Below are 26,596 nucleotides of genomic sequence, written 5' to 3'. Positions count from 1 at the left end.
TCAATGTCCTTGTGTCGGATGAATGGGTACATCAGAACGGGAATGCTGCCCGCACAGCTCGCCGGAGGCAAGCCTTTTTATCCGTGTTTCTGCGGCCTCACAGTCCAACGGGCAAACCTGTACAATGCCGGCTTTCTTTTCGCCGGCGTTCGCCCGGCCCCACATCGACAGGTTTGTTTCTTGATCTCCACCGCCAATATCACCATGCAGTTCGGGGCTAAACCCCTGTTTGAAAACGTCTCCGCCAAATTCGGTAACGGCAACCGCTATGGCCTGATCGGGGCCAACGGCTGTGGCAAATCCACGCTGATGAAAATCCTCGGCGGCGACCTGGAGCCTTCCGCCGGGCAGGTCATGCTGGAGCCCAACACCCGTCTTGGTAAACTGCGACAGGACCAGTTTGCCTACGAGGATTGCTCGGTCATCGATACCGTGATCATGGGCCACGAAGAGCTCTGGAACGTCAAAAAAGAGCGTGACCGGATCTATTCCCTGCCGGAAATGAGTGAAGAAGACGGCATGGTGGTGGCGGACCTGGAAGTGCAGTTCGCCGAAATGGACGGCTATACGGCTGAATCCCGTGCCGGTGAACTACTGCTGGGCCTCGATATCCCGCTGGAACAGCACAACGGCCCCATGAGTGCGCTCGCGCCGGGCTGGAAACTGAGGGTGCTGCTGGCCCAGGCCCTTTTTTCCGATCCGGACGTGCTGCTGCTGGACGAGCCCACCAACCACCTGGACATCAACACCATCCGCTGGCTGGAAAACATCCTGGTGGCCCGTAACAGCACCATGATCATCATTTCCCACGACCGCCATTTCCTGAACAGTGTGTGCACCCACATGGCGGACCTGGACTATGGCGAGCTGCGCCTGTTCCCGGGCAACTACGACGAGTACATGACCGCCGCCACCCAGGCCCGCGAGCGCATGCTGGCGGACAACGCCAAGAAGAAGGCCCAGATTGCCGAGCTGCAGCAGTTCGTCAGCCGCTTCTCCGCCAACGCCTCCAAGGCCAAACAGGCCACCTCCCGCGCTCGCCAGATCGACAAGATCCAGCTGGAAGAGGTGAAGCTTTCAAGCCGGGTGAGCCCGTTTATCCGTTTCGAGCAGGGCAAGAAGCTACACCGCCAGGCCGTGACCGTGAAAGATCTCTACAAAGGCTTCGGTGAGGAATGTGTGCTGTCCAAGCTGAACTTTCAGATCGAAGCCGGTGAGCGTGTCGCCATCATCGGCCCCAATGGCATCGGCAAGACCACCCTGTTGCAATGCCTGGCCGGCGCCTACACCCCCGACAGCGGCGAGGTGAAGTGGACCGACAGCGCGGAAGTGGGCTACTTCGCCCAGGATCACACGGCGGACTTTGCCGACGATGAAACCCTGACCGACTGGATGGCGCAGTGGACCAAGGGTGGTGAACAGCTAGTGCGTGGCACTCTGGGCCGCATGCTGTTTTCTGGGGACGACATCGGGAAATCGGTGCGGGTGATTTCAGGCGGCGAGCAGGGGCGGATGCTGTTCGGCAAGCTGATTCTGCAGAAGCCCAATGTGATGCTGATGGATGAGCCCACGAACCACCTGGATATGGAGTCCATCGAGGCGCTGAACCTGGCGCTGGAGAACTATCCGGGTACACTGATTTTCGTTAGCCATGATCGGGAGTTTGTGTCTTCCCTTGCGACCCGGATTATTGAGCTCAAGGCTGACGGCATTACTGATTTCAGCGGCTCTTATGATGATTATCTTCGGAGTCAGGGATACGCCTGAGTCTCTGAGTTTTTTTGAGCCCAAAATTTGGGGGCTGGGCAGCCGGGGAGGGCTGTCCAAAACACGCTCCTTGCGGCACGTCCATGTGACGCTTGGGCTCCGCCATCCATGGCTCCGCACAGTTTTGGACAGCCCTCCCCGGCTGCCCGACCGGACTTCTGTGCGGGCCTCTAAAAAAAGAGAATCCAGTATGGATGAGACCGGGATTATTACTGCTACCCGCAAATGGGTCGAAGACGTGGTCGTTGGCTATAACCTTTGCCCGTTCGCCAAACGGGAACTGGTTCGGAACCGGGTCCGTTTTGTTGTGTCGGAAGCAAAAACCGAGGACGAGCTGCTGCAGGCCCTTCACTCGGAGCTGCAGCGGCTGGAAGACGAACCGGAGATTGAGACCACGCTGTTGATACACCCGGATGTATTGCAGGATTTTGAACTCTACAATGAGTTTCTGGATGCGGCCGATGGTCTGTTGGCGTATCTGGATATGGAAGGCGTATACCAGATTGCCAGTTTTCATCCGGGGTATCAGTTTGAAGGCACCGAGCCGGATGCGGCTGAGAACTACACCAACCGTTCGCCGTTTCCAATGCTGCACCTTTTGAGAGAAGCCAGTCTGGAAGCGGCGATTGACAGTTATCCGGATGTGGACAGCATCCCTCAGAGAAATATTGAACTGATGAACGAACTGGGCTCGGAGAAGATGCGGAGTATCTTGCGTTCGTGTGTTGGTGAATCCACCCACAAGGGTTGAACAGATGGGACTGCTTTTCGAGCAAATTGACAGCCAGCCGTCGGTGATTGGTGAGATCACGCTTCGCAGGCGCCGGATTCCGGCCATTGGCGACCGGGATATCTACGAGGTGAAGCTGGGCGAGGAGTTCCTGATGTCCAGCATGTTCGTGGATGCCGAGGTGGCCCTCTCGGATATCGGGCTGGGCCAAACCGAGGGTGACAACCTCAGTGTGGTTGTCGGTGGTCTGGGCTTGGGCTACACCGCCGTCGCGGCGCTCAGACACGAGCGTGTTGCCGAGCTGCTGGTGGTTGAGTACCTGAAGCCGGTTATCGGATGGCATCAGCAGGAGCTGGTGCCGCTGGGCAAAGACCTGAATGCTGATCCCCGGAACCGCTATGTGCATGGCAGTTTCTTTGACCTGGCAATTGCCGATCCAGCCGAGGGCGGTTTCGATCCGGAGAACCCGGGCAAACAGTTCGATGCCATTCTCCTTGATATCGACCACTCGCCCCGGGCGCTGTTGCATGATTCCAGCGCCAGCTTCTATACCGCCAATAACCTGCGCCTGATGGCGCGGCAATTGAAGCCCCGAGGCGTTTTTGCCATGTGGTCGAACGAAGGCGAGGACGACGAATTCATGGCCGTTCTCAACGAAGTGTTCACCGATGTGGCGTGCCATGTCGTATCTTTCTTTAATCCATTTCAGAACAGGGAATCGTTTAACACCGTGTATGTGGCCCGCAAGCCGGGCTGAAAACCGGAGTCTGTATGTCTTTGACCACGCACCGTAGCCGACCTTTCAGTTCCAGCCAGCGTCTGCCCGAGCCGGAGCAGCCGCCGGTGTTGCATGAGCCGGAGGAGGCCGGGGCATTGCTGGCGGAGTTTATCCATCGCTACCCCCGCTTGCTGATTCTGACCGGTGCCGGGGTCAGTACCGATTCGGGCATCCCGGATTACCGGGACGGCGATGGCGCCTGGAAGCGCAAGCAGCCGGTCCAGCACAAGGCGTTCATGGAAGACTTCTACACGCGCCAGCGCTACTGGGGCCGCAGCCTGATTGGCTGGCCGGTGATGCGCAACGCCAGGCCCAATCCCTCTCATCATTACATCTCCGATCTCGAACTGCTGAACCACAGCAGCCTGGTGGTTACCCAGAATGTCGACCGGCTTCACCAGAAGGCGGGTACCCGGGCGGTAACGGATTTGCACGGGCGGGCCGATGAGGTTGTGTGCATGAGTTGCGGCTACCGTTGCCCGCGGGATGAGGTGCACGATCGCTGCGCCGATCTGAACCCGGGCTTCCAGAAATACACGGCCGAGACAGCGCCGGACGGTGATGCCGATCTGGATGTCGATTTCGAGGATTTCCGGCTGGCGGACTGTCCGAAATGCGAGGGGATTCTTAAGCCGGATGTGGTGTTCTTTGGTGACTTCGTTCCGAAAGACCGGGTGTATTCGGCCCTGGATACGCTGAAAGCCAGTGATGGCCTTCTGGTGATCGGTTCGTCGTTGATGGTGTATTCCGGCTTCCGTTTCTGCCGGTACGCCAATGAGTGGAACAAGCCCATTGCCACCCTGAATCTTGGGCGGACACGGGCCGAGGATCTGGTGGATCTGAAACTGAATGCCCGTATCGGGGAGACCCTGGCGTCGGCCCTCAAGCAACTCTGACGAAGAAGGGGTCAGATAAAAGCGTTCATCTGACCCCAAGTTCACGCTGTTTACATCAGGTTGTAGATAAAGACCACTGCCACCGCTACCGGCGTCACAAAACGCACGGTGATCAGCCAGAGATTGAACATGCCTGGAGACAGTGCCAGTTCCTTCTCCATGGCCTGGCGCGACATCACCCAGCCTGCGAACAGGGCCACAAGCAAACCACCCAGCGGCAGCATGATGTTGGCGGTGAAGAAGTCCAGCAGGTCGAAAATGGTCTTGCCTTCCAGCATGGGCACAAAGCCAAGCGGAGCGAAGTCGGACCAGAGGTTCAGGGACAGAATCGAGGCAATGCCCAGTCCCCAGCAGACAAATCCGGCGCCCAGCGTGCTGACGGTGCGGTTCATGCCTTTACGCTCCTCCAGCCACTCCACGATAGGCTCCAGCAGCGAGATCCCGGATGTCCAGGCGGCGAAGATCAGCAGCACGAAAAACAGGGTGCCGAACAGGGAGCCCATGGGCATCTGGCCGAAAGCCAGCGGCAGGGTCTGGAAGATCAGGCCCGGGCCGGCACCCGGCTCAAGGCCGTTGGCAAACACGATCGGGAAGATGGCCAGACCGGCCAACAGCGCCACACCGGTGTCGATGACCGACACGGTCATGGAGGTCTTGGCGATGGAAATATTCTTGGGCAGGTAGGAGCCGTAGGCCATCATCACTGCCATACCCAGGCTCAGGGTGAAGAACGCATGGCCCAGAGCTACCAGGATTCCGGACGTTGTGAGCTTGGAGAAATCCGGCTGAAACAGAAACGCCGCGGCTTGGCCAAAGTGCCCGGTGGTCATTGCATAACCCACGACAATCAGCAGGAGCACGAACAGGGCCGGCATCAGGATGCTGACCGCCCGCTCAAGACCCGAGCGAACACCCCTCACAACCACAACCATGACCAGCGCCATGAACAATGTATGCCAGGCGAGCAGGGTGGTGGGATCACTCAGCAGACCCGAGAAGATAGCGCCGACGGCGTCAGCAGTCTGGCCGGTAAGCTGGCCGCTGGCGGTTGTGCCCACGTAGGAAATGGCCCAGCCGCCAATCACCGAATAGAATGAGAGGATAAGGAAACCCGCCAGAATACCGATGGCACCGACCAGCTTCCAGGCCGGGTTGAGGCCGTCCCGTTCGGCAATCAGGCTCAGGCTCTTGACGGGGCTTCGACCGCCGCGACGACCGATCATGACTTCCGCCATCATGATGGGAATACCCACAACTGCGATGCACAGCAGATAAACCAGCACGAAGGCGCCGCCCCCGTTTTCGCCGGTCACGTAGGGAAATTTCCAGATATTGCCCAGGCCCACGGCGGAGCCGGTAGCGGCAAGAATAAAGGCCAGACGTGATGACCAGAGCCCGCGTTGGGCGTTTGAACCTTCAAGCGCCCCCGAATAGGCGGCGGAATCTGAAGAAGTGACGGACATAACTATCTCCCGGAGTATTTGTTTTTGTATCAGGGTTTAAGAGGGAAGCCGCAGCTGCCTGCAGCTTCCTGAGGGGTGCGCCGGTGTCAGCTCAGCCGGTGCGAGCCAACCGCTCGGGTGCCAGGCTGGCTCCGGCGGTGTGCTTTTTGAACCGTTCTTCCGCCAGTTCGTTGGCGATTTCCCCGGTGGGGCGCCCTGAGCGGTCGGAACGGTTGAAGATTTCGGTCAGGGTGTCCCCGATGGTCTCGACGTGGGCCCGAACGGTTTCCGGAGTGGCGCCAGTGCGCTCGTAGAACACATCGATGATGCCACCGGCGTTGATGGCAAAATCCGGCGCATAGAGGATGCCCCGGTCCCGCAGCATGGCATCATGCTCCGGGTGCTCCAGCAGGTTATTGGCGGCGCCGGCGACAATCCGGGCCTGCAGCTGGGGAATGCTGTGATCGTTCAGTACCGCGCCCATGGCACAGGGCGCAACCACGTCGACCGGCAGGGAAAGAATGTCCTCGGCGGCGGCCGGTCTGGCTCCCAGCTGATCCACTGCCCGCTGCATGTTGTCCTCGTGGATGTCATACACCCAGAGATCAGCGCCAGCGTCCTTGAGGTGTCTGGCCAGCCGGAAACCAACATTGCCGATGCCCTGAATGGCCACCTTCAAGCCGTTGAGATTATCCCGTCCGAGTTTGTGTTTCACCGCTGCCTTCAGGCCAATAAACGTCCCGTAAGCAGTTGCCGGTGATGGGTCGCCGTTGCTGGGATTGCCGTCGAAACCGGTGCGCGAGGCGATGCCGGCAACGTGGCCGGTGTGTCGGCCCATGATCTTGAGGTCCGGTACGCTGGTGCCGGAATCCTCTGCCGCAATGTACTGCCCGCCCAGACTTTCCAGATGACGGCCCATGGCCTCCATCAGCGCTTCGGTTTTCTGTTTGCGCGGGTCACCAATAATCACCGACTTGCCGCCACCGAGATCCAGGTTGGCGAGGGCCGACTTGTAGGTCATGCCCCGTGAAAGCCGCAATACATCGCGCACCGCCTCCTCATCGGAGGCATAGGGAAACATCCGGCAGCCACCCAGTGCGGGGCCGCGGGAGGTGTTATGGATAGCAACGATGGCCTTCAGGCCGGTTTCGGGATCGCAGAAAAAGGACAGATGTTCGTGGTTATCGAACTCGGGATGGCTGAATAGCATTGTGAAATCCTCTCCCACTGGGCCGGATCTCGGCATGAGCGGGTATCTTGTTCTTGTCGACCGGCTTGTGGCCGGCGTTTCGATTTCAGGTGTCCGCTTTTCGCTTGGGGGTTACCCATTGAAACTGCCCTTTTGGGGCTGGACGAAAAACAAACTAGCCGCATTTAACGTTAACGTCAACATGCAAAAGTGAACTATTCGGTGCGGTGGTGGTTCTTCGGTTTACAGGCTTTCCTGGAAAGTTTCGGCGTAATCACGGGTTTATCTATTCGCGCTTTCTGCTCGGATCTGGTCCATTAGTCTCAGATCTGGTGGTTTCTGCGGGAACTACCTATACGCGTTTGGGGGAAACTGGCCTAGTTTCCCCTGATGTCTGTCGCTTCCTATTCTTATCAGCTCCAGCCGGCCCGGGTACGGGTGGAGTTTTTCCGGCTACTTCCCATCTCCTTGTTTGTGGTGGCGTTCGGCGCTGCCTTTGGGTTGGCCGCTACCCAGAAAGGTCTTGAACCACTTCAGGCCGTGCTGATGAGTGCCACGGTCTTTGCCGGGGCCTCCCAGTTTGCCGCCGTCGATATGTGGGGCGCTCAAGTCTCTGTCCTCCCAATGATTGCCGTGGTCTTCGCCATTAACTCCCGCCACCTGCTTATGGGCGCTTCCCTGTACCCGATGCTCCGAGATGTATCGCCTGGCAAGCGCTATGGCCTTTTGCTGCTGCTGACAGACGCCAACTGGGCGGTGTCTGCCCAGGAATATCAGAGTGGCCGGCGCAACCTGGAGGTGATCCTCGGCGGTGGTCTGGCCCTTTGGCTGGCGTGGATCATCGGTACTGGCCTGGGCGTCTACTTTGGTGGGCTGCTACAGAATCCCAAGGCCCTCGGGCTGGATATGGTGCTGGGCTGTTTCCTTTTGGCCATGGCTTTGGGCGGCAAGAAATCACCCAGGGTGCTTGTGGCCTGGACAGTGGCAGCATTAGCATCACTGGCGGCCTGGAAGTGGCTGCCGCCCAATACCCATGTGGTGGTCGGCGCCCTGGCAGGTGGAGCTATCGGATTTTTCTGGCTGGAACAAAAGCCTGCTACGGATGGAAATGATGTAAGAGGTGGGGAAGCCAGCGACCATGACCATTGAAACCACCACCGCGGGCATTCTCCTGCTGATCGCGATCATGACGTTTGTAACCCTGGCGACCCGTTTCGGCGGTGCGTTCGTCATGTCGTTCGTAAAGATCAATCCCCGCATTGAGAGCTTTATCAACACCATGGCCAGCTCGGTTCTGATTGCCATCATTGTGCCCATGGCTTTCAGCGGGAACCTTGGGGCAGTGGCAGCCCTGATTGTCACTGCGGTGATCATGCTGGCCCTGCGCAAGCCGCTGCCGGCGATAGCGGCTGGCATCGCCGCTGCCGGTATTGTGCGCTATCTGAACTGAACGCCCGAACCTGAGGCGATCAAAAACTGCTCAAGTCTGATGCCGCCCGGCCGATATACCTGTGTAGTGAATACAGGTACCCGAAGCCATGATTTCCTCCAGTCAGATTTCGCTTTTCCAGGACAGTTCCCGCCAGGTATCGGCTTTCGACAGCACCCAGCTGCGCATCAACCGGCAAGCGCCAGCGCCCCAGTCCAATGGGAATGCGGTGGGCTCTGAACTGACACTCATGCGCCAGGCTGCCTACCGTTACAGTAGCCAGGAGCAACTCGCGTTCAGCGGCAGCAGTACAGTGACCAGTGGTGAGGGTCAGCAAAGTGTGTTCACCAGCGCCCAGCTTGCCGAGAAAACCTCAGAGCTGTTCCTGATGGGCCAGCAGGCGCTGAGCGTAAGCCGTGCGGCTCTGGGCGGTGATGCTGGCGTCGAGGATCGTGGCAGCCTTTCGGTTTCCGCCGGGCGCTACATGTTCTACTCGGAGAGCGAATCCAGAAGCTTTGCCTCTACCGGCACCATCAGCCTGGAGAATGGCGAAACCATTGATTTCACGCTCTCCCTACGGCAGTCGCAGTCTCGCACTTACGAGTATTCCGAGCTGGTCCAGATCCAGGAACGGCCGCTCACCGATCCTCTGGTGATTAACTTTGGCAATGCCACCGCGCGCCTGACCGACACGCTGTTCGAATTCGATCTGAACGGCGACGGAGAAACCGGCCAGTTCGCCACCCTGGGCAGTGGCAGCGGCTATCTGGTGCTGGATCGCAACGGCAACGGCAAGGTGGACGATGGCACTGAATTGTTTGGTCCCCGGAGCGGTTCCGGCTTCGGCGAGCTGGCCCGGTTCGATGACGACGGCAACCGATGGATTGATGCCAATGATGAGATCTTCAAATCGCTGTCCGTGTGGGTGCAAACCGCGGACGGCGCCCAGGCCCTGAAATCCCTCGAGGAAGTCGGGGTTCAGGCCCTCTACGTGGACAATGTCGAAGACCGCTTCACCCTCGCCAACAGCCAGGGCGTGCCTCTAGGCCAGATCAAGGGCTCCGGCATTTACCTGACGACCGACGGCGAGGTTCGCACTCTCGAGGAAATTAATCTGGCGGAGCAGAATACGACCGACTCGCCGGTTACCGAGACGGTCCTCGGCACCGAACGTGGCTTAACGGACCGCGGCGGCAGTGATCTGGTGGAGGCCAGGGTGGAGGCGATCCGCTCGGCACTGGAGAAGCTGAACGAAATCCGCGAGAAACAGAAGGCATTTATCGAGGAGTCTAAGGAATCCGGCAAGCCGGAATCACCGCTTGTCGATTACCTGAAGCTCATCGATAAAATGCGGCTGGAAATGCTGAACAGCCAGGATGAGAAGAAGCAGGCTGCGAGTCGGTATCTGGAGTTTGCTAGTCTTTGATGGCTAGCTCCGGGGCAGGTCAGGTCGGGTGCAGGGTTCCCAAAAATGTGCGGAGCCATGGATGGCGGAGCCAAGCTTACAGGGACGTATTCACAGCGTTTTTTGGGAGCCCTGCACCCGACCTGGCCGTCTGTTCAATGAGGCTCATCGGCTCATTCGGGCATCGGGTTGGTATTTCTGAGTGCCAGTTCCCCAATGCCGGGTAGCTTGACTCCGAGTGCCAACGGGTTAATCCCGAAAGAAAGACCCAAAAGGTTCAGTTCCAGCCCTTCGCGGACACCTGCCAGCACGCCAAAATACCCGCCCAGCGAAACCTGGTAACCAGCGCCACCCGGAACCTCTGCGAACACCCGATCGCCCAGGTAGTCCTTGCCAATAGCGTGGTTGGGCAAAGCGACATCAAGTCCAGGAACCTCCCGTATCACCCAGGCCACGAAGGTATTGCTGTTGGGGCCCGGCCAGGCTTCGTATTCGGTTGGGTAGGGGTAGGATTCCACTGCCCGGTAGATGTCGGGAATAAGCTTTTCTGCCTCTTCTCCGCGGATATCAGCATAGAGTTCCGGTTTCGCACCATACCAGTGTCTGTCGGGTTCGCCCGGGCGGGAATTGACCACGTAGCTGCGCCAGCCAGTAACCTCATGAACCCGGTAGTGGCTGGCGCCTTTTTCCTTTGTGGCTATCCAGGTATGGACTGCAAAGTAGCCTCGCCAGCTCCAGGCCCGGGCCCCGTAAACCTGGACGATGGCCTCGTCGGCCTGTTCTGGCAGGGGCGCAATGCGGGCGCTTTCCCGGGTGGCTGTCTGCCAGCTCTCCGCTCCCTGCAAGCTGCCGCTGGTGGCCAGCAGGATTGGGCCGGAAAGCAGCAGGAGCACCGCACCGACAAACCAGCTGGTGTATTTCAGAAATCGTTTCATGAATCCAATCCAGAACGTGAGGGTATCCGGGACTCGTCGGGGCTCAGAAAGTTCCGGATGGCGTTATTCATTGTAGTGAACAAATACGTCCTTCGTCTTGTTGCGGATGAGGACTGTGCCGGGCTGTAGTTTGCTGGCATCAGGCTTGTCTTCTAGGCTGAAAACTACAAGCTGCGATTTTAAGGAGGGTTCCATGTCTGACCATCATGTCTACAAAAAAGTGGAAATTGTCGGGTCTTCCAAGAAGAGCATTGAAGACGCCATCGAGAACGCACTGGAGGAGTGCGGCAAAAGTGTTCGCAACATGGAGTGGTTTGAGGTAACCGAGACCCGCGGCCACATCGTCGATGGCAAGGTCGGCCATTATCAGGTGGTTATGAAAGTAGGGTTTCGTATCGCTGACAGCTAAGGCTGGCGGGTCCTCAGCTGCTTCGAATGGTCCGGTGCCGGATAGACGAAACCAACTGGTTCATCAGTTCCCGGGCCTCGCCCTCATGCAGGCTGTGACATTTTTCCTGCAATACCCGGCGGTCGTGGTTGGATGAGGCGCTGGTGACGTCCTTGAGCAGATCCAGATACTGGCAGGCAGCCAGGTGGGCCTTTATTTCCGCATCGATCAGCCGGGTAACCAGTTCATCAACGGATTCGGTGCAGAACGGACGGTTCCGGTTCAACAGGTTGCGGGCCTCCAGGGCAGCATTGCGGGCTTCCAGTCTGAGTTCGCCGGCGGCCTCGCCCGCTTCAACCGCCCTCAGGAACATGCCCAGGCGTTCATGAAGATGCCATACCTGGGGCCATATCTTGCTGTAGGCTTCCACTTCTGTGTGATAACGGGCTTCTTCAACCGGCGAGCCTGACGCTCCGTTGCCGGCCTCCCCGGGGCGATTGAACTGCGCGACTCTTATATCGTCCACTTCCCGCCATAGGGTGTCCGAGCGCTCACGCAGCGCTGTCAGTTGCTCTTGGTATCGGCGTCTTGCCCCTGAACCCAAAAACAGGGCAATGAGCGCCAGGCCCAGCGCTCCGGCGGCAAGAAGGAGCGGCAGGCCACCTGCCGATACCGTGCTCCAAAATGGGTCTGCATCCATAATATCTGACCCCTGCGCAAATCCTGTCTGGGTCTTTCAGTATAGAAGTTAATCCTGCGTCTGCTGTCGAAAGGGTAGGACAGATTGTGCGTCTTTGAAGTAACCGAGGACGTGTTCGGCTTCTTCATGGGTGAAGTTTTCTATCGCCTCGCGGAAGCCGGGGTGAAGGATTCCGTGCCAGGAATGGGTAATCACCGGTTCAAAGCCGCGCACCAGTTTATGCTCGCCCTGGGCGCCGGCGTCAATGTGGCTGAGCCCCAGCTCCATGGCCAGCTCGATGCCCTGGTAATAGCAGGTTTCGAAGTGCAGGTGGTTGTATTCGTCCAGGCACCCCCAGTAACGCCCGTACAGGGTGGTTTTGCCTGCCAGGAACAGCGCCCCGGCAATCATTTCACCTTCGCGCTGGGCGATCACGAGGTGTACATGTTCGGGTAACTGTTCCCGAAGCAGCTCAAAGAAGCGCTTGTTGAGGTACGGCCGCTGGCCCCGTTTCAGGTAGGTAGCCTGGTAAAACACATAGAAGGCAGACAGCACATGCTCGGGAATATCCCGGCCGTGGAAACGGGCAAAGGAAATGCCCTGTTCAGCAACCTGGCGACGTTCCTTGCGTATGGATTTTCGCTTGCGGGACGTCAGAGCTGCCAGGAAATCCTCGAAGTTCCCGTAACCGTGGTTGTGCCAGTGGAACTGGCATCCAATGCGGTGTAGCTCCTGGTCGTGCTGGAGCAGTTTCTGGTCCTCGCTGTCCGGAAAGAGAAGGTGCCAGGAGTGGGCGCCCAGTTTGTCGGTCAGCGTGTCCAGCAGATCATGAATCTGCTCGGGCGTCAGTTGTTCCCGCAGGTCCGGGGCCAGCAACAGTCGGGGCCCGGCAGAAGGCGTAAACGGGATGGCGATCAGCAATTTCGGATAGTACGCAAGGCCATGTCGCTGATAGGCATCGGCCCAGGCCCAATCGAAAACATACTCCCCCATGGAGTGGCTTTTAAGGAAAGCCGGTGCCAGTCCCACGATTTTGTCGTCCGACTTGAACACAAGGTGGCTGGGAGACCAACCGGTGGCTTCGGACGTGCAGCCGGAGGCTTCGAGAGCCTGGAAAAACTCGTAGCGAAGAAAAGGATTGGTGCAGCCCGCCAGTTGTTCCCACTCTCGTGCGGGAATGTCGTTGATGCTGGCGCAGGTTTCCAGGGTAAGAGTCGCTTGTCCGGATTCTGGCATGGCGCGGGAAAACTCCTGTGTGTACCCGTTACCATACGTCAGAACATGGCTTTTGATCACCCTCGGCGGCCCTCCTGAACCTCGTCTGTGACTGTGTAAAGGTTCTGCAAAGCGGGCAGGGCCAGCCCGGCACTATACCCCGAGCGTGTTAGACTTCATCCAGCTATGGTGGCCGGCACGACAGTTGGAGAGGCAAGATGCAGAACAGGGTGTTACTGGTCGAAGACGATGATGAATTACGGCAACTGCTCGCACGTTACCTGACCAATCAGGGCTTCACCGTTCGCGAGGCGGCAAACGGGCGGGACGGACTCGCCCTGGCGCTTGGCCAGGACTGCGATATTGTCGTGCTCGACATCATGTTGCCCGACATCAGTGGTCTTGAGGTGCTGCGGGAATTGAGGGCAGAGACGCATCTGCCGGTTGTGCTGCTGACTGCCCGAGGCGATGAAACCGATCGGATCGTGGGTTTTGAAGTCGGTGCTGATGACTACATTCCCAAGCCCTGCAACCCTCGCGAGCTGGTGGCCCGGCTGCAGGCGCTGTTGCGGCGGATTGCCTGGGACCAGAAAACCGAAGTCAATGCGGCCCGGACCTATGGCGATCTGAGAGTCGAGCCCGGCCATCGCCGGATTTATCAGAACGATGTAGCCATGGAACTGACCGCCACCGAATACGAGGTTCTCCAGGTCCTGCTGGCCCATGCCGGCAGCGTCGTACGCAAAACGGACCTGATGCAATGGGCCCTGGGACGCCGGCTCGAGGCCTACGACCGAACCCTGGATATGCACATCAGTAACCTTCGCAAAAAGCTGGGCAACGACGATCCGCCCCGGATTGAGACCGTTCGGGGGCTGGGTTACAGCTATCGGGTGCCGGAATGAAGCAGCGGCCCATGTTCCCGCTGTTCTGGCGGATCTTCCTCTCCATCTGGCTGGCCATGGCGGTCACCGTGGTGGCCAGTAACCTGGCAACCAGAATGCTCCTGGATCGCGAACGGGAAGCGATCGAGCGGCAGGCAGGGCTCAGGGACGTGGCCGAGGAGGCAATCGCTATCCGTGAGGCTGGTGATCGAAGCGCTGCCTGGCGTTTTCTGAGGGACGAGGGCGAGCGTCTTGAACTGTTTCTGGTGCTGCTGGAGCAGGATGAAAATGATGGCAAGCTGCCTTCGTTCATTCGCGACCGAATGAAATCCGGCTGGTACCCGCAGAAACCGGCGGTTCTGGATGTGGGCGGTGATTACCGCCTGGTGGCCTGGCCGCGGGTGCAGGGCGCCGGCTGGCTCAACCCCAGGTTCTTCCGGGCTATCGAGCTGGGTCTGGCTCTATTAATGATTTCCCTGGCGTGCTGGTGGATTGCCCGCATGGTATCAAGACCGCTGCGGCATATGGAAACCACCGCCCGCGCGATTGCGGGAGGGGACAATTCACTCAGGGTCAGCGACAAGATCGCGCAACGCAGGGATGAGGTAGGGCAACTGGCAACAGCCTTCAATGCCATGACAGAGCAGCTTTGCAGTCTTCTGGATCGCCAGAAACACTTGCTTCGGGATATTTCCCACGATCTGCGAACGCCGCTCACCCGCCAGCGTATTGCCATTGAACTGGCGAACGAAGCCGGCGCAGACGAAGAGCTTATGGCGAGTATTTTGCGCCAGAACGAGCGGCTCGAAACCATGACCGGGCAGATACTGACGCTGTACCGGGTTACGGAGGCCGGCGGCAATATTGAGCGTGAGCCCCTCCGGCTGGTACATGTAGTCAATCAGGTGCTCACGGATGCGGCCGATTATGCCGAACACCAGGGGGTGGACTGCAAGCTTGTGGTGTCGCCTGAAAGCTCGCGGGCATCGGTATTGGGTGATGAGGGGCTTCTGCAGCGAGCAATCGACAACATCCTTCAAAACGCCCTGGATCACACACCACCAGGCAGAGCTGTTCACCTGGCGGTGACGGTGGCCGATGACTTGTTGACTCTGACGGTTGATGATGAAGGGCCAGGCGTAGCGGATGAGATGATTGGTCAGCTTTTTGAGCCGTTCTTCCGGGCGGACAAGTCCCGCGGCGGTAAGGGATGGGGCCTGGGCCTGGCCATCGCCAGAGACATTGTTGCTGCCCACGATGGAACGATCGCGGCAGCGGCGGGCGAGCATGGAGGCTTAAGGGTGACGCTTCGCCTTCCAGTGTTTTTCGGCGGTGGCTGATTCTGGCTCCGGATCGGAGGGCTTGAGTTTCTCCGCGCCGGAAAAGTCGATACCCTCCTGCAACTCGTCCTCGTCAAAGCGAATTCCGCACGCTGCTTTGCGGATTCTTGCGGGTTTGGCAGTGCCCGGGTTGTTGTATTCGTCTTCAGAGGCCATAGGTCGGTGTCCATGAAAAAAGATTACCCCGTTCCAGCAGGATACCTTGAGCGTGAAACGGAAGTGAAGAAAAGCCGGTTCATTGCCCGGGTAGCGCCCGTGAGTTCCCGGGAGGAGGTGAAAGACTGGCTGGAGCAGGCACACCAGGACCACCCGGACGCCCGCCATATCTGCTGGGCCTACCAGATCGGCCGCCCCGGTTCTGCCGCTGAGGCCGCCATGAACGACGATGGCGAACCCTCCGGAACCGCCGGGAAGCCGATTCTCAACGTGATTCAGCACAAGGATATGGGCGATGTCCTGGTGATGGTTATCCGCTACTTCGGCGGGATCAAGCTGGGTGCCGGCGGACTGGTGCGGGCCTATGCCGGGGCGGCAGAGAGCGTGCTGTCAGCGGTTGACCGGGTGGTGCAAACACCCATGACGGACGCACTGGTCTCCCTGTCCTTCGCCGATGAGCAGCCCCTGCGACACTGGTGCGACGTTAACGGTGCATCGGTGGAGTCTGTTGATTATGGCGCGTCCGTTCGCGCCCGGGTGCTGGTTCCGGAGGACCAACTTGCAGCGTTCGGGGCTTTCTGCGATGCCCAGAAGCTGGATTACAGTTTTGAAAGGTGATGGATCCCGGGGGCATCGTACCGCGTCCGCTAAGCGTATACTGTTGAAAAAGCGAATTCTCAACCGAGGGCAGAAATCATGATGCGTTTTCTGATGTTGGCGCTTGTCACACTGGCCATGACCGGTTGCGCCAGCAATGTGGTGACCGACTACAACTCGTCTGTGGTTTTTGGGAATTATTCATCCTGGGCGTTTGCCAGTGGTACGAACGAGTCGTCATTCACCTCACTCGACGGCACACGGGTACGCAGTGCCGTTGAGAGGGAGCTGAATCGTAAAGCGTTGCGACAGGTGCCTGAGGCGGAAGCGGATTTGCTTGTAAGCTGGCAGATTGTGCCGGAAGAGAGGCTCGAACAGACTGGCCTGGGCCTCGGGTTTGGCTTTGGTAGCGGAAATTTCGGCTGGGCCCTGTCCGCGCCGCCACCGGTGCGTGAGATTGAAGAGGGCAAGCTTGTGGTCGAACTGGCGGACAGCAAATCGAAGGAAGTTGTCTGGCGTGCAGCCAGTCGCCGCTACCTCAATGAAAACCAGTCACCCGAGACCCGCAGGGAACTGATCGACGAGGTCGTGGCTGAAATGTTTACCAAGTATCCTCCCGGTCTTGATTGAAAGACCGGGCAAGACCGGAATGGCACGGAGACGGAATGAAGAAGCGATCTGAGGGCGGCCTGGTTTTCTCGACCGAACAGGGGCGCATGTGCCCCGATTGCCGTAACCCGGTGAACGAGTGCACCTGCGCAACAGCGTCACGGCCAGCCGGCGACGGCATTGTCCGGGTGAGCCGGGAAACCAAGGGCCGCAAAGGCAAGGGTGTCACCCTGATTACCGGCATTCCACTGGATGACAAGGAACTGAAGGCTTACGCCAAGGTGTTGAAAGCCAAATGCGGCACCGGTGGTACGGTAAAAGACGGCGTAGTCGAGATTCAGGGCGACCAGCGGGACCTCCTGGTTCCACTTCTCGAACAGAAAGGGTGGACCGTCAAGCGCGCCGGTGGCTGATGGTATAACACGCAATTCCCTTATGCTCACGTTACAATAGACCCTGCGAAGAACGAATCCCGAGTTTCACATCAACTGGAATCTGGCCAGAAATCCCCGGGAATATCCTGTGGGATGGCGGTTTCCGTTCGACCGGAGGCGAGCATGCATATACTGGTTTTGGGCGCAGGCGTTGTGGGCATTACCACAGCCTGGTATCTGCAGAAGCAGGGGCACCAGGTAACCGTGGTTGATCGCCAGAACCAGCCCGGCGTGGAGACCAGTTATGCCAACGGGGGGCAGATCTCGGTCTCCCATGCCGAACCCTGGGCCAATCCATCAGCGCCCCTGAAGGTGTTGAAATGGCTTACCAAGCCGGATGCGCCTCTGCTGTTCCGGCCAACGCTGGATCCCAACCAGTGGCGCTGGGCGCTTTCCTTCCTGGGACAATGCACGTCGGCCAGGGCCGCTCACAATATCCGCCAGATGGTGAACCTTGGCACCTACAGCCGTAGCCAGTTGCAGGCTCTTCGCAAGGAGGCCGGTATAGAGTACAACCACCTCGAGAAGGGTATCCTGCATTTCTACACCAATCCGGCCGAATTTGACGGTGCCATCGAGCCTACCCGAATCATGCAGGATCTTGGCTGTGACCGGCAGATCATCGACGCTGACCGCGCAGTTGAACTGGAGCCGGCACTCAAACCGATCCAGGACCGGATCGCGGGTGCAACCTACACCTCTGAAGATGAGTCCGGTGATGCCCGGATGTTTACCCAGAACCTGGCAAAACGCTGCGCCGAGGCGGGAGTAGAGTTCCGGTACGGCACTGAAATTCTTGCGTTCGAGCGTGCCGGTGAACGGGTGCTTGGCGTCCAGACCCTTCACGACGGCCACCATGAGACGCTCCGTGCAGACGCCTACGTGCTGAGCATGGGGAGTTTCAGTGCGGCACTCGCCCGGCAGCTGGGCATTTTCCTGAACATCTATCCGGCCAAGGGTTATTCGATTACCGTGCCGGTGAAAAACGAAGAGGCGGCGTTCCAGGTCAGCCTGACCGACGATGAGTACAAGCTGGTATTCTCACGCCTGGGCGATCGCATGCGTGTGGCAGGCACGGCAGAACTCAGTGGCTACAGCCGGAAACTGAATTACACCCGTTGTCGCGCCATCGTCCGGCGCACTGCGGAAGTTATGCCAGAGGCGGGCTACTGGGACCAGGCCGAATTCTGGACCGGTCTGCGGCCGGCAACTCCCTCCAATGTGCCCTACATCGGAAAGAGCCACTTTGCCAACCTCTACCTGAACACCGGGCACGGCACCCTGGGGTGGACCCATTCCTGTGGCTCCGCCGCCGCGCTTGCGGACATTATTGACGGCCGTAAGCCTGAGGTGGATTTTACGTTTTCCGGGCTATAGAAATGAAAAGGGGCCAGATGAAAGCCTTCATCTGGCCCCAGTCTTCAGCGTTCGGCCGGTTTACTGCAACTGATCCCGAATCAGCTTCTTGTTGATCTTGCCAACACTGGTCTTCGGAATATCCTCGACAAAATCAATATGCTCGGGGATTGCCCATTTATTGATCTCGCCACTCTCCACAAACTGCTTCAGGTGGTTCTGGATATCCTCGGCACTGGCTTGTTCTCCTTGCTTGAGGGTAACCAGAGCGTGAGGACGCTCGCCCCATTTTTCATCGGGCACACCCACCACGGCAGCGCCGGCGACGGCCGGATGCTGGCTGATCAGGTTTTCCAGGTCCAGAGAGGACAGCCACTCACCACCGGTCTTGATCACATCCTTGATGCGATCCTTGATGGTAATGGTGTTGTCAGGCTCCATGGAAGCAACGTCGCCGGTGTGTAGCCAACCGCCTTCCCACAGCTGCTCGCCTTTCTCGGGCTCCTTGAAGTAGCCCTGTGTCAGCCAGGGGGCGCGGGCCACGATTTCGCCCTTGGCTTCGCCGTCGTGGGGTACGGGGTTTCCGTCAGGATCGACAATTTCCAGCTCAACCATGGGCGTTGCAATACCGGTCTTCACGCGGATTGCTGTTTGCTCCTCAAGCGGCAACTCCAGGTCTTCGGGTTTCAGGTGGGAGGCGCACAGCAGCGGACAGGTCTCGGACATGCCGTAGGCGGTGAACATATTGATGCCAAGCTTGGCCGCGGCATCGCACAGACCCTTAGTCAGCGCGCTGCCGCCAATTAGCACGTGCCAGTTGCTCAAATCAGCGGTCTTGATGGACTCCGTGGCCATCATCATCTGCATGATGGTTGGCACGCAGTGGGAGAAGGTGACTTTATGCTCCTTCAAAAGGTCGACCAACAGCTCAGGCTCGTAGCGGCCGGGGTATACCTGTTTGATGCCCATCATGGTGGCGGCGTAGGGCACACCCCAAGCATGTACGTGGAACATCGGGGTGACCGGCATGTAAACCGACGAAGAGCGCATCAGCGGCATCTCATCGAACGACGCCACGGTGCCTGTCATTGCCAGGGTGTGCAAGACCAGCTGGCGGTGGCTGAAGTAAACGCCCTTGGGATTGCCTGTGGTGCCTGTGGTGTAGAAGGTTGTTGCGACACTGTTTTCGTCGAAGTCGGGGAAGTCGAACTTATCATTGGCCTTCGCCAGTAGATTTTCGTACTCGCCGATGGTTTCAACCGGTGCCTGTTTCGCGGCATCGTCGTCGGTGAGCTGAATCCAGGTCTTGACGGTTTTGATCTCGCACTTTACCGCCTCAATGATCGGGAGGAAGTCGTCGTGTACCAGTACCACATCGTCTTCAGCGTGGTTCATGGTGTAGACAATCTGATCCGGAGACAGCCGGATGTTGACCGTGTGCAGAATCGCCCCAATCATTGGAATGGCAAAGAAACACTCGAGGTACCGGGGCGTATCCCAGTCCATCACTGCAACGGTATCACCCGGCTTCACGCCGGCATCGGTCAGTGCGTTGGCCAGGCGGTGGATGCGCTCAACCAGATCTGTGTAGGTGTACTTGCTGCGGTTGGAGTAGACAATTTCCTGGTCCGGATTATACCTGGGGCCGGACAGCAGGAGTCGTTTGATTAGCAGCGGGTACTCGTAGGCATTTTCAGCCGGGGGCAGAATGCGGGTCTGTGCCATTACCTGTTTCCTCTTTCCCAGTTGTTGGTGTTATCGCGAGAATCAGGAATAAATCTGACACAGTTTGGCTGAAACAGGAACCGGTAACAGTGAAAAAATGCAGAGCGAACGGTGGCTTATATGCAAATCCCGTTTCGCTCTGCGGACACGTCTGTCAGCGTTGGCGTGATAATCAGAGGTGTCGAATCACGCGCAGGTGCGCACTTACTGGTAGGTGCAAAGATAGGCGGTATCGATATCGGTTTTGGCCTTGAAACTGGCCTGGCCCGCGACATCGAAACTTTCGCCTGCACCATAGGTCATCCACTCGTCCATGCCTGGCAGCAGGACGGTCAGAGCGCCACTGATGACGGTCATGGTTTCTTTCTTGCTGGTGCCGAACTCATACTCGCCCGGGCTGATGACGCCGACCGTGGCAGGCAGGGTGGATGTCTGGAAGGCGATGGATTTTGCCTTGCCGTCGAAATATTCATTTACTTTCAGCATGTGCTGGGCTCCTCGAATAAGTTTGGGAGCCTACTATACGGCAATTTTCTTGAACTCCAATGACAAAATGCTCGATCAGGGTTTTCACTGGTCCCAGGGGTTACCCTCGGTATTTTCCATGGTTTTGACGCCGATATGCATCGCTGCCTTGGCCAGAATGTTTGCACTTACCGGGGCTGTCATCAACAGAAACACAGTGATAAGGATTTCTGAGATACCGATTCCTGCGCCATTGGCACTGAAATAAAACACGGAGCTCAGCATGATCGCGCCAACGCCCACTGTTGTGGCTTTTGTTGGGCCATGCAGGCGGGTGAAGAAATCCGGAAGTCTTGCAAGACCTATGGCGCCTATCAGTGTAAAAGCGCCACCCAGTAGCAGCAGCGCTGATATGAGGTATTCCGCAATCAGGCTCATCGTGACATTTCTCCTGCAGGTGAAGGATAGAAATCGGGACTATTCAATGACACTGCCTCGCTTGAGATACTTGGCCATGGCAACGGTCCCGACAAAGCCCATTACCGCGATCAGCAGAGCTGCTTCCAGGTACATGCGCGTACCCAGGGTGATGCCGAGGAGGATGATCAGAGCGATGGCGTTGATGTAAAGCGTGTCCAGTGCCAGAACACGATCTGGAGCATCGGGTCCCTTGATCAGCCGGTAGACGTTGAGCAACGCGGCCAGAGTCACCATGGCGATCGTGATGTAGAGAGCGGCTGTCATCATTGGAACATCTCCATCAGTGGCTTCTCATAGCGCTTGTGAATGGCGTCAATGACCTCCTGATCGCTGCCGGCATCCAGAGTATGGATCAGCAATGTTTTCTGGTCATCACTGACATCGGCAGATACGGTGCCCGGCGTCAGGGAAATTGTGCTGGCGAGAATTGAAATGGCCAGCGGATGCTCAAGCTGAAGCGGGTAACAGACGAAGATCGGTCTTGGCTGGCGCGGGCTCAGAATCAGACGTGCCACAGAGAAACTGGCCACCACAATGTCTTTCAACACGATGGCCAGATAGGCAGGCATCTTCCAGGATTTAATAAATGCCGGTCGCTCAGGCCAGAATCCCTGGGTGATTTGGGGGATCAGCCAGGCGAGAATGATCCCCATCACAACGCTGGCTCCGGACACGCCATCACTCAGCAACTGCCAGGTCGTAAAAAGGATCAGGCTCAACCACGGTTGCGGAAAACTCAATCGATCAAGCATCAGTCATCCTCCCCGACCACGGGGGTCTGCAAGATGTTGATATAGGCATCGTTGTTAAAGAGTTGGGCCGCCGTCTCATCGGTGTAGCGTGTTATTGGCCCTGCCAGGACCACTATCGCAACCGCCAGGGCAGTCAGGGCGCCGGCTGCGACGGAAATCCGGCCGTTGAGGGGGTCAGGCTTTTCCAGATGGCCATCCACAGTCCGCCAGAAAACAATACTGCCCGCACGACTGTACGCGATAACGGTCAGGAAGCTGCCAATAAGCAGTACAGACCATAGCCAGGCCATTTCAGTTCCCGACTGAACGGATTGCAGAATCAGCAACTTGCCAAAGAATCCACTCAGTGGTGGTAGCCCTGCCGCGGCAACGGCTCCGACCAGGAACAGCACGCTCAGGAAGGTACGATTCTGCATTCTGGGGGCCGTAACGATGCGATCCTGAGCAGAACCTCGCTGGTTGGCCACCAGTTCCGAGACGAGGAACAGGCCACCAACCGTCCAGGTTGTGCTCAGCAGATAGAAGAGGGCAGCGGACAGCCCGGCTTCGGAGCCGAGCGATATCGGAGCCAGTAATGTGCCCACGGAAATGATGACCTGCCATGCGACCAGGGTTTTCAGGCTGCCAGAACCCAGTGCTCCAACAACGCCCATGGCGAGTGTGGCCAGGGCAATCGGGAACAGCCAGTCCATACCCAGGTTTGCCAACTCGCCGGCGTCGTCACCGAAAATCAGCAAATACACGCGCAAAATCGCATAAATTCCAACCTTGGTCATGACTGCAAACAATGCGGCGACCGGAGCCGTGGCTTTTGAGTAGGCCCTGGGTAGCCAGAAGCACAGGGGCAGAATGGCTGCTTTCAGGCCGAAGACGACGAGAAGCATCATCCCTCCAGCCTTGACGATATTCACGTCCTCGCCCGAGACCTGGGGAATTTTTACTGCCAGATCGGCCATGTTCAGGGTGCCGGTGACACTGTAGATCATCCCGACACTGATGAGGAAAATGGCGGAACCGGCGAGATTCAGGACCACGTAGTGCAGGCCGGGGACGGTTCTGACGGTTCCCCCGCCGTGCATCAGCAAGCCGTAAGAGGCAATGAGTAACACCTCGAAGGCAACGAAAAGGTTAAATAGGTCACCGGTGAGGAAGGCAATGTTCAGGCCCATGATCTGGAACAGGAACAAGGCGTGGAACTGGCGGTTTCCTTCATCGGCGCCGCCAATGGCATAGATATGGCAAAACAGGGCCAGCACGGCTGTCATCACCAGCATCAGCGCAGCGAGGCGATCCAGTACCAGAACAATCCCGAAGGGCGGCTGCCAGTTGCCGAACGCATAGATCCGATAGCTGCCATCGTCTGCCAAAACCAAAAGCACGATCGCTGAGACCAGGATCAACACAGTTGTTGCCAGCGCCAGGGTGCGGCGCAGACTGATAGGCGCATAGCCCATGAAAGCCTGAAGAATGCCACCAAGCAGCGGAATAAGAACAGGAGCGGTAAGCCAATGGTTCATTTACCGGTTACCTCCTCTTCTTCTTCCGGAGCAGGAGATTTGTAGGGCTGCTTGCCATCAACATGATCGTCATCGTTGTCTGCCAGGTTTCGCAGCGACAACACCACAACGAATGCCGTCATGGCGAAGCCAATCACGATAGCCGTCAGTACCAGCGCCTGTGGCAGTGGGTCTGAGTGGGTAGCTGCAGTGCCGAGCACTGGCTGCTGGCCCGTCGCCAGGCGACCACTGGAAAACAGGAACAGGTTCACGCCGTAGGAAAGCATGGTCAGACCGACCACCACGGGGAAGGTGCGTGACCGCAGAATCAGATAAACGCCGGATGCCGTCAGGGCGCCAATAACCAGTGCGAAAACGAGCTCCATTACGCACCCTCCTTTTTACTCTTGATAGCCGAGTGGGGCGACAGCCGTCCAATACTCACCAGCGCAAGCAGAGTGGCTCCGATAACCGTCAGATAGACGCCGAGGTCAAAAACCAGGGCGGAAGCAACCTCGAATTTTCCTACTACAGGCCAGGTTATGTAGCCGAACGTGGACGTCAGGAATGGGTAGCCGAAGGCAAAACTTCCGACGCCAGCAATCGTTGCGAACAGAAGGCCCAGACCAATTACATTGTGATAACGGAATGGAATCCGGTCCTGGGTCCAGATCATGCCGCTGGCAATGTACTGGAGAATGAGCGCCACCGAGGTGATCAGGCCGGCGATGAAGCCCCCGCCAGGCAGGTTGTGGCCTCGCAGGAAAATGAACACCGATACCATCAGAGCCAGTGGTAACATCGGGCGCGCAATCTGGCGAAGCATCAGCGGATAGGCATCCCGGGTCCACGCGTGCCCCTCGCCATCACTTGGGGGTGGTGTCAGGGCTGTGTTTTTGAGCATGGCGTAAATGCCCAGGGCGGCAATAGCCAACACGGCGATTTCCCCGAGGGTATCGAAGCCACGGAAGTCCACCAGAATAACGTTGACCACGTTGGTGCCACCGCCGCCGGTTTTGCTGTTCTCCAGGAAAAATTCAGAAATTGAACTGAATGGCTGGGTCAGCATGGCGAGCGTGACCAGCGTCATACCGATACCTGCAGCTCCTGCAATAACCATGTCCCGCAAACGCCGTTTCATTGGGGTTTCTATTGGCGTCCAGGACGGCATGTAGAAAAGTGCGAGCATCAGAAGAACGATGGTCACAACCTCGACAGACAGCTGGGTCATGGCAAGATCCGGCGCCGAGAATCGGGCGAAGGCCAGGGCCACAATCAGGCCCACCACGCTAAGCAGAACCAGTGCATAAAAACGCTGCCGGTGCAGAGTAGCGGTTGCCAGGGCGCAAAGAATAAGGATGCCAGCCGCAATCGTCGTAGGTGCATCAATCGGACTCAATCCGTTCTGCCCCACGAAAATCCCCAAATCAAGAAGTGGCGCTGCGGCAACGGCAATAACACTGACGAAAAGCAGCAATGCGTATCGTTGAAGCGAACCGTTCTCGATACGCGTGGTAAACCTGTTGGCCAGGTCGACGACCCTCAGGACCACCGCTTCGAAAACAGCCTTTTCGTCAATTTCCTTGAATCGGGCGTGGAAATCGAAGAAACGCTGACGCTGACTGTACATGAGCAGGCCACCAAAGAAGGCGACGAAACTCATGAGCAACGGAAGGTTGAATCCATGGTAGACAGACAGGGTGTAATCCGGCACATCACCGCCAAGCGTGGCCGAGGCGGCAATATAGAGTAGCGGGCCGACAGACACCGCCGGGAACACGCCTACCATGATGCACGCAAACACCAGGATCTCCACCGGAAATTTCATATAGCGCGGTGGTTCATGGGGAGGGTAGATGGGAAGATCCACCGGTTTGCCATTGAAGAACACATCGTGGACAAAACGCGCTGAATACGCCACTGCGAAAATCCCGGCCAGGGTCGCGACAATCGGGGGTAGCCAGGCTATGAGTCCCGGGAGGTTCAGTTCCAGGGATTCGGCAAAGAACATTTCCTTGCTCAGGAAGCCGTTCAGCAGCGGAACACCGGCCATGGATGACGCCGCGACCATGGCCAGGGTGGCGGTGTGTGGCATGTAACGCCACAGCCCGTTGATGCGCCGCATGTCCCGGGTACCGGTTTCATGATCGATGATACCGGCGGCCATAAACAGGGAAGCTTTAAAAGTAGCGTGGTTAATCACATGAAAAACCGCTGCCACTGCAGCCAGCTGCGTACCCATACCGAACAGCAGCGTGATCAAGCCAAGGTGGCTGACCGTTGAATGGGCCAGCAGCCCTTTGAGGTCATGCTTGAACATGGCGACATATGCGCCAATGAGCAGGGTAGCCATACCGGTAAAGCTGACCATATAAAACCATTGCTCGGTGCCTGCCAGCGCCGGATAGAGCCGGGCCATCAGGAAGATGCCGGCTTTCACCATTGTGGCAGAGTGCAGGTAGGCCGATACCGGGGTAGGCGCCTGCATGGCATGGGGTAGCCAAAAATGGAACGGAAATTGGGCCGATTTGGTGAACGCGCCCAGCAGAACCAGTGTCAGGGCGACCGGGTACATGGCATGGGCCTTGATCTGGTCACCGGCTGCCAGCACATCATCGAGTTCGAAGCTGCCGACGATATTGCCAATGATCAGTATGCCGGCCAGTAGCGCGAGGCCACCGCCACCAGTGACCGCAAGGGCCATCCGGGCACCGCGACGGGCGTCCTGCTTGTGTGTCCAGAAGCTGATCAACAGGAACGAGGTCAGACTGGTCAGTTCCCAGAAGATCATCATCAGCAACAGGTTGCTGGAAAGCACGATGCCCAACATCGAACCCTTGAAGCAGAGCAGAAGGGCGTAGAACTTGCCGACGTTCTCGTGAGCTTTCAGGTAATAGCGAGAGTAAAGAATGATCAGCAGCCCGATAATCAGGATCAGCAGGGCGAACAGCAGCGATAGTCCATCCAGCCGGAAACTGAATGAGAGGCCCAGGGCAGGGAGCCATTCGTAGCTGTGCAGAACCACGCCGCCGTCAGCAAGGGTTTCCCAGTGTGGGAAGAGGGCTGCCAGAGCGATCAGTGCGGGTACTGAAGATGCAACGGCTATCGCCGTTCTGCCGCCCTGGGCGAACAGGGGTGCGGCTATGGCACCCAGAAAAGGCAGTAAAACAACCAGCGGTAGCGACATCGCAACCTCGTTATTGGTTTTCTTTTACGTGAGTATTGAAGGCATGTTTGCCAGAGTCTAGTCTCAGGCCGGCCACCCTGCACATTGGGCAAAGATGCCATTACGGCACAGGGGGTGGCGTGGATCAGCTGAGACGAGGCGGATCCGGGAAGTACGGTAAACGTCCCCGGTGCCGCGCGATGTCAGCGGTAACAGGTGGGCGGGTAACTCTTGTGCAGCCGAAGGACCTTGCGGTCATGGTTGCTCCGTCAGTCAAACTTGT

General features: G+C 58.0%; 28 protein-coding genes. 14 read left to right on the top strand and 14 right to left on the bottom strand.

Annotation, left to right across the window (positions count from 1 at the left end; all coding sequences use genetic code 11):
• Nucleotides 1-180 precede the first annotated feature (180 nt).
• From SIC15_RS14425 to SIC15_RS14410, 4 genes are all read left to right on the top strand, one after another.
• Complete coding sequence (locus SIC15_RS14425) at nt 181-1,767, top strand: ABC-F family ATPase (RefSeq protein WP_412536258.1); 1,587 nt, start codon at nt 181-183, stop codon at nt 1,765-1,767.
• 190 nt (nt 1,768-1,957) lie between these two features.
• A complete protein-coding gene (locus SIC15_RS14420) occupies nt 1,958-2,518 on the top strand; it encodes a DUF1415 domain-containing protein (protein ID WP_412536257.1) in 561 nt (186 codons plus the stop codon).
• 4 nt (nt 2,519-2,522) lie between these two features.
• On the top strand, nt 2,523-3,254 hold the full coding sequence (locus SIC15_RS14415; RefSeq protein WP_412536256.1) for a spermidine synthase: 732 nt from the start codon (nt 2,523-2,525) through the stop codon (nt 3,252-3,254).
• A 14-nt stretch (nt 3,255-3,268) separates the two neighbouring features.
• A complete protein-coding gene (locus tag SIC15_RS14410; protein ID WP_412536255.1) occupies nt 3,269-4,171 on the top strand; it encodes an NAD-dependent protein deacetylase in 903 nt (300 codons plus the stop codon).
• A gap of 50 nt (nt 4,172-4,221) precedes the next feature.
• Here the strand turns inward: SIC15_RS14410 and SIC15_RS14405 are convergent, their stop codons facing one another.
• Both SIC15_RS14405 and SIC15_RS14400 read right to left on the bottom strand, forming a co-directional pair.
• Nucleotides 4,222-5,634 (bottom strand): sodium-dependent transporter, encoded by a 1,413-nt coding sequence (locus SIC15_RS14405; protein WP_069182935.1) that lies wholly within the window; start codon nt 5,632-5,634, stop codon nt 4,222-4,224.
• A 91-nt stretch (nt 5,635-5,725) separates the two neighbouring features.
• The gene (locus tag SIC15_RS14400) at nt 5,726-6,823 is read right to left on the bottom strand and encodes a Glu/Leu/Phe/Val family dehydrogenase (RefSeq protein ID WP_412536254.1); all 1,098 of its coding nucleotides are present in this window, start codon (nt 6,821-6,823) and stop codon (nt 5,726-5,728) included.
• 369 nt (nt 6,824-7,192) lie between these two features.
• Between SIC15_RS14400 and SIC15_RS14395 the strand changes: the two genes are divergently transcribed.
• The 3 genes from SIC15_RS14395 to SIC15_RS14385 all read left to right on the top strand — a co-directional run bounded on the left by SIC15_RS14395 (nt 7,193) and on the right by SIC15_RS14385 (nt 9,657).
• Nucleotides 7,193-7,951, top strand: coding sequence for an AzlC family ABC transporter permease (locus SIC15_RS14395; protein ID WP_305966006.1), 759 nt, complete (start codon nt 7,193-7,195; stop codon nt 7,949-7,951).
• The gene (locus SIC15_RS14390; protein ID WP_412536253.1) at nt 7,941-8,252 is read left to right on the top strand and encodes an AzlD family protein; all 312 of its coding nucleotides are present in this window, start codon (nt 7,941-7,943) and stop codon (nt 8,250-8,252) included. The genes SIC15_RS14395 and SIC15_RS14390 overlap by 11 nt, the downstream gene beginning before the upstream one ends.
• 88 nt (nt 8,253-8,340) lie before the next feature.
• Nucleotides 8,341-9,657 (top strand): hypothetical protein, encoded by a 1,317-nt coding sequence (locus tag SIC15_RS14385; RefSeq protein ID WP_412536252.1) that lies wholly within the window; start codon nt 8,341-8,343, stop codon nt 9,655-9,657.
• Nucleotides 9,658-9,809: 152 nt separating this feature from the next.
• On the opposite strand, the gene SIC15_RS14380 is transcribed toward SIC15_RS14385, so the two are convergent.
• Nucleotides 9,810-10,571, bottom strand: coding sequence for a DUF3750 domain-containing protein (locus SIC15_RS14380; protein WP_412536251.1), 762 nt, complete (start codon nt 10,569-10,571; stop codon nt 9,810-9,812).
• A gap of 193 nt (nt 10,572-10,764) precedes the next feature.
• Here SIC15_RS14380 and SIC15_RS14375 point away from each other — a divergent pair, with 193 nt between their 5' ends.
• Complete coding sequence (locus tag SIC15_RS14375) at nt 10,765-10,980, top strand: dodecin (protein ID WP_069182941.1); 216 nt, start codon at nt 10,765-10,767, stop codon at nt 10,978-10,980.
• Nucleotides 10,981-10,993: 13 nt separating this feature from the next.
• Here SIC15_RS14375 and SIC15_RS14370 read toward each other — a convergent pair whose 3' ends face one another.
• Both SIC15_RS14370 and SIC15_RS14365 read right to left on the bottom strand, forming a co-directional pair.
• Nucleotides 10,994-11,659: a hypothetical protein gene (locus SIC15_RS14370; protein ID WP_349342732.1), complete on the bottom strand. Its 666-nt coding sequence runs from the start codon at nt 11,657-11,659 to the stop codon at nt 10,994-10,996.
• 48 nt (nt 11,660-11,707) lie between these two features.
• Nucleotides 11,708-12,874: a GNAT family N-acetyltransferase gene (locus SIC15_RS14365; RefSeq protein WP_412536250.1), complete on the bottom strand. Its 1,167-nt coding sequence runs from the start codon at nt 12,872-12,874 to the stop codon at nt 11,708-11,710.
• A 197-nt stretch (nt 12,875-13,071) separates the two neighbouring features.
• Between SIC15_RS14365 and SIC15_RS14360 the strand changes: the two genes are divergently transcribed.
• Nucleotides 13,072-13,758, top strand: a complete 687-nt coding sequence (locus tag SIC15_RS14360) for a response regulator transcription factor (RefSeq protein WP_069182944.1) — start codon at nt 13,072-13,074, stop codon at nt 13,756-13,758.
• Nucleotides 13,755-15,077, top strand: coding sequence for a sensor histidine kinase (locus tag SIC15_RS14355; protein ID WP_412536249.1), 1,323 nt, complete (start codon nt 13,755-13,757; stop codon nt 15,075-15,077). The genes SIC15_RS14360 and SIC15_RS14355 overlap by 4 nt, the downstream gene beginning before the upstream one ends.
• Here SIC15_RS14355 and SIC15_RS14350 read toward each other — a convergent pair.
• Entirely contained in the window at nt 15,033-15,233 is a 201-nt protein-coding gene (locus tag SIC15_RS14350; RefSeq protein WP_412536248.1) for a hypothetical protein, read from the bottom strand. The two genes, SIC15_RS14355 and SIC15_RS14350, sit on opposite strands and share 45 nt — an antisense overlap.
• 12 nt (nt 15,234-15,245) lie before the next feature.
• Here SIC15_RS14350 and SIC15_RS14345 point away from each other — a divergent pair, with 12 nt between their 5' ends.
• The 4 genes from SIC15_RS14345 (at nt 15,246) to SIC15_RS14330 (ending at nt 18,250) form a co-directional block, all read left to right on the top strand.
• On the top strand, nt 15,246-15,851 hold the full coding sequence (locus SIC15_RS14345; protein ID WP_153633775.1) for a YigZ family protein: 606 nt from the start codon (nt 15,246-15,248) through the stop codon (nt 15,849-15,851).
• Between the two features lie 81 nt (nt 15,852-15,932).
• Nucleotides 15,933-16,460 (top strand): DUF4136 domain-containing protein, encoded by a 528-nt coding sequence (locus SIC15_RS14340; protein ID WP_174805033.1) that lies wholly within the window; start codon nt 15,933-15,935, stop codon nt 16,458-16,460.
• 35 nt (nt 16,461-16,495) lie between these two features.
• Entirely contained in the window at nt 16,496-16,852 is a 357-nt protein-coding gene (locus tag SIC15_RS14335) for a translation initiation factor Sui1 (protein ID WP_209400728.1), read from the top strand.
• A 144-nt stretch (nt 16,853-16,996) separates the two neighbouring features.
• Nucleotides 16,997-18,250 (top strand): D-amino acid dehydrogenase, encoded by a 1,254-nt coding sequence (locus SIC15_RS14330; RefSeq protein WP_412536247.1) that lies wholly within the window; start codon nt 16,997-16,999, stop codon nt 18,248-18,250.
• A gap of 60 nt (nt 18,251-18,310) precedes the next feature.
• Here the strand turns inward: SIC15_RS14330 and SIC15_RS14325 are convergent, their stop codons facing one another.
• From SIC15_RS14325 to SIC15_RS14290, 8 genes are all read right to left on the bottom strand, one after another.
• A complete protein-coding gene (locus SIC15_RS14325) occupies nt 18,311-19,954 on the bottom strand; it encodes a fatty acid--CoA ligase (protein WP_412536246.1) in 1,644 nt (547 codons plus the stop codon).
• Nucleotides 19,955-20,158: 204 nt separating this feature from the next.
• Nucleotides 20,159-20,440, bottom strand: coding sequence for a pyrimidine/purine nucleoside phosphorylase (locus SIC15_RS14320; RefSeq protein WP_412536245.1), 282 nt, complete (start codon nt 20,438-20,440; stop codon nt 20,159-20,161).
• A gap of 84 nt (nt 20,441-20,524) precedes the next feature.
• Entirely contained in the window at nt 20,525-20,857 is a 333-nt protein-coding gene (locus SIC15_RS14315; RefSeq protein ID WP_222465039.1) for a Na+/H+ antiporter subunit G, read from the bottom strand.
• Between the two features lie 39 nt (nt 20,858-20,896).
• Nucleotides 20,897-21,166, bottom strand: a complete 270-nt coding sequence (locus SIC15_RS14310) for a K+/H+ antiporter subunit F (RefSeq protein ID WP_069182953.1) — start codon at nt 21,164-21,166, stop codon at nt 20,897-20,899.
• A complete protein-coding gene (locus SIC15_RS14305; RefSeq protein WP_069182954.1) occupies nt 21,163-21,651 on the bottom strand; it encodes a Na+/H+ antiporter subunit E in 489 nt (162 codons plus the stop codon). Before SIC15_RS14305 ends, SIC15_RS14310 begins: the two co-directional genes overlap by 4 nt.
• Nucleotides 21,651-23,168, bottom strand: coding sequence for a monovalent cation/H+ antiporter subunit D (locus tag SIC15_RS14300; protein WP_291906088.1), 1,518 nt, complete (start codon nt 23,166-23,168; stop codon nt 21,651-21,653). Before SIC15_RS14300 ends, SIC15_RS14305 begins: the two co-directional genes overlap by 1 nt.
• On the bottom strand, nt 23,165-23,533 hold the full coding sequence (locus tag SIC15_RS14295; RefSeq protein ID WP_069182956.1) for a Na+/H+ antiporter subunit C: 369 nt from the start codon (nt 23,531-23,533) through the stop codon (nt 23,165-23,167). The genes SIC15_RS14300 and SIC15_RS14295 overlap by 4 nt, the downstream gene beginning before the upstream one ends.
• A complete protein-coding gene (locus tag SIC15_RS14290) occupies nt 23,533-26,334 on the bottom strand; it encodes a monovalent cation/H+ antiporter subunit A (protein WP_291906085.1) in 2,802 nt (933 codons plus the stop codon). The genes SIC15_RS14295 and SIC15_RS14290 overlap by 1 nt, the downstream gene beginning before the upstream one ends.
• Nucleotides 26,335-26,596: the final 262 nt, after the last annotated feature.

This window comes from Marinobacter sp. MIT932201, from assembly GCF_047123295.1.
GTDB lineage: Bacteria > Pseudomonadota > Gammaproteobacteria > Pseudomonadales > Oleiphilaceae > Marinobacter > Marinobacter salsuginis.
The sequence above is the reverse complement of the archived record's forward strand: the minus strand, read 5'-3'. Positions and strand labels throughout refer to the sequence as shown.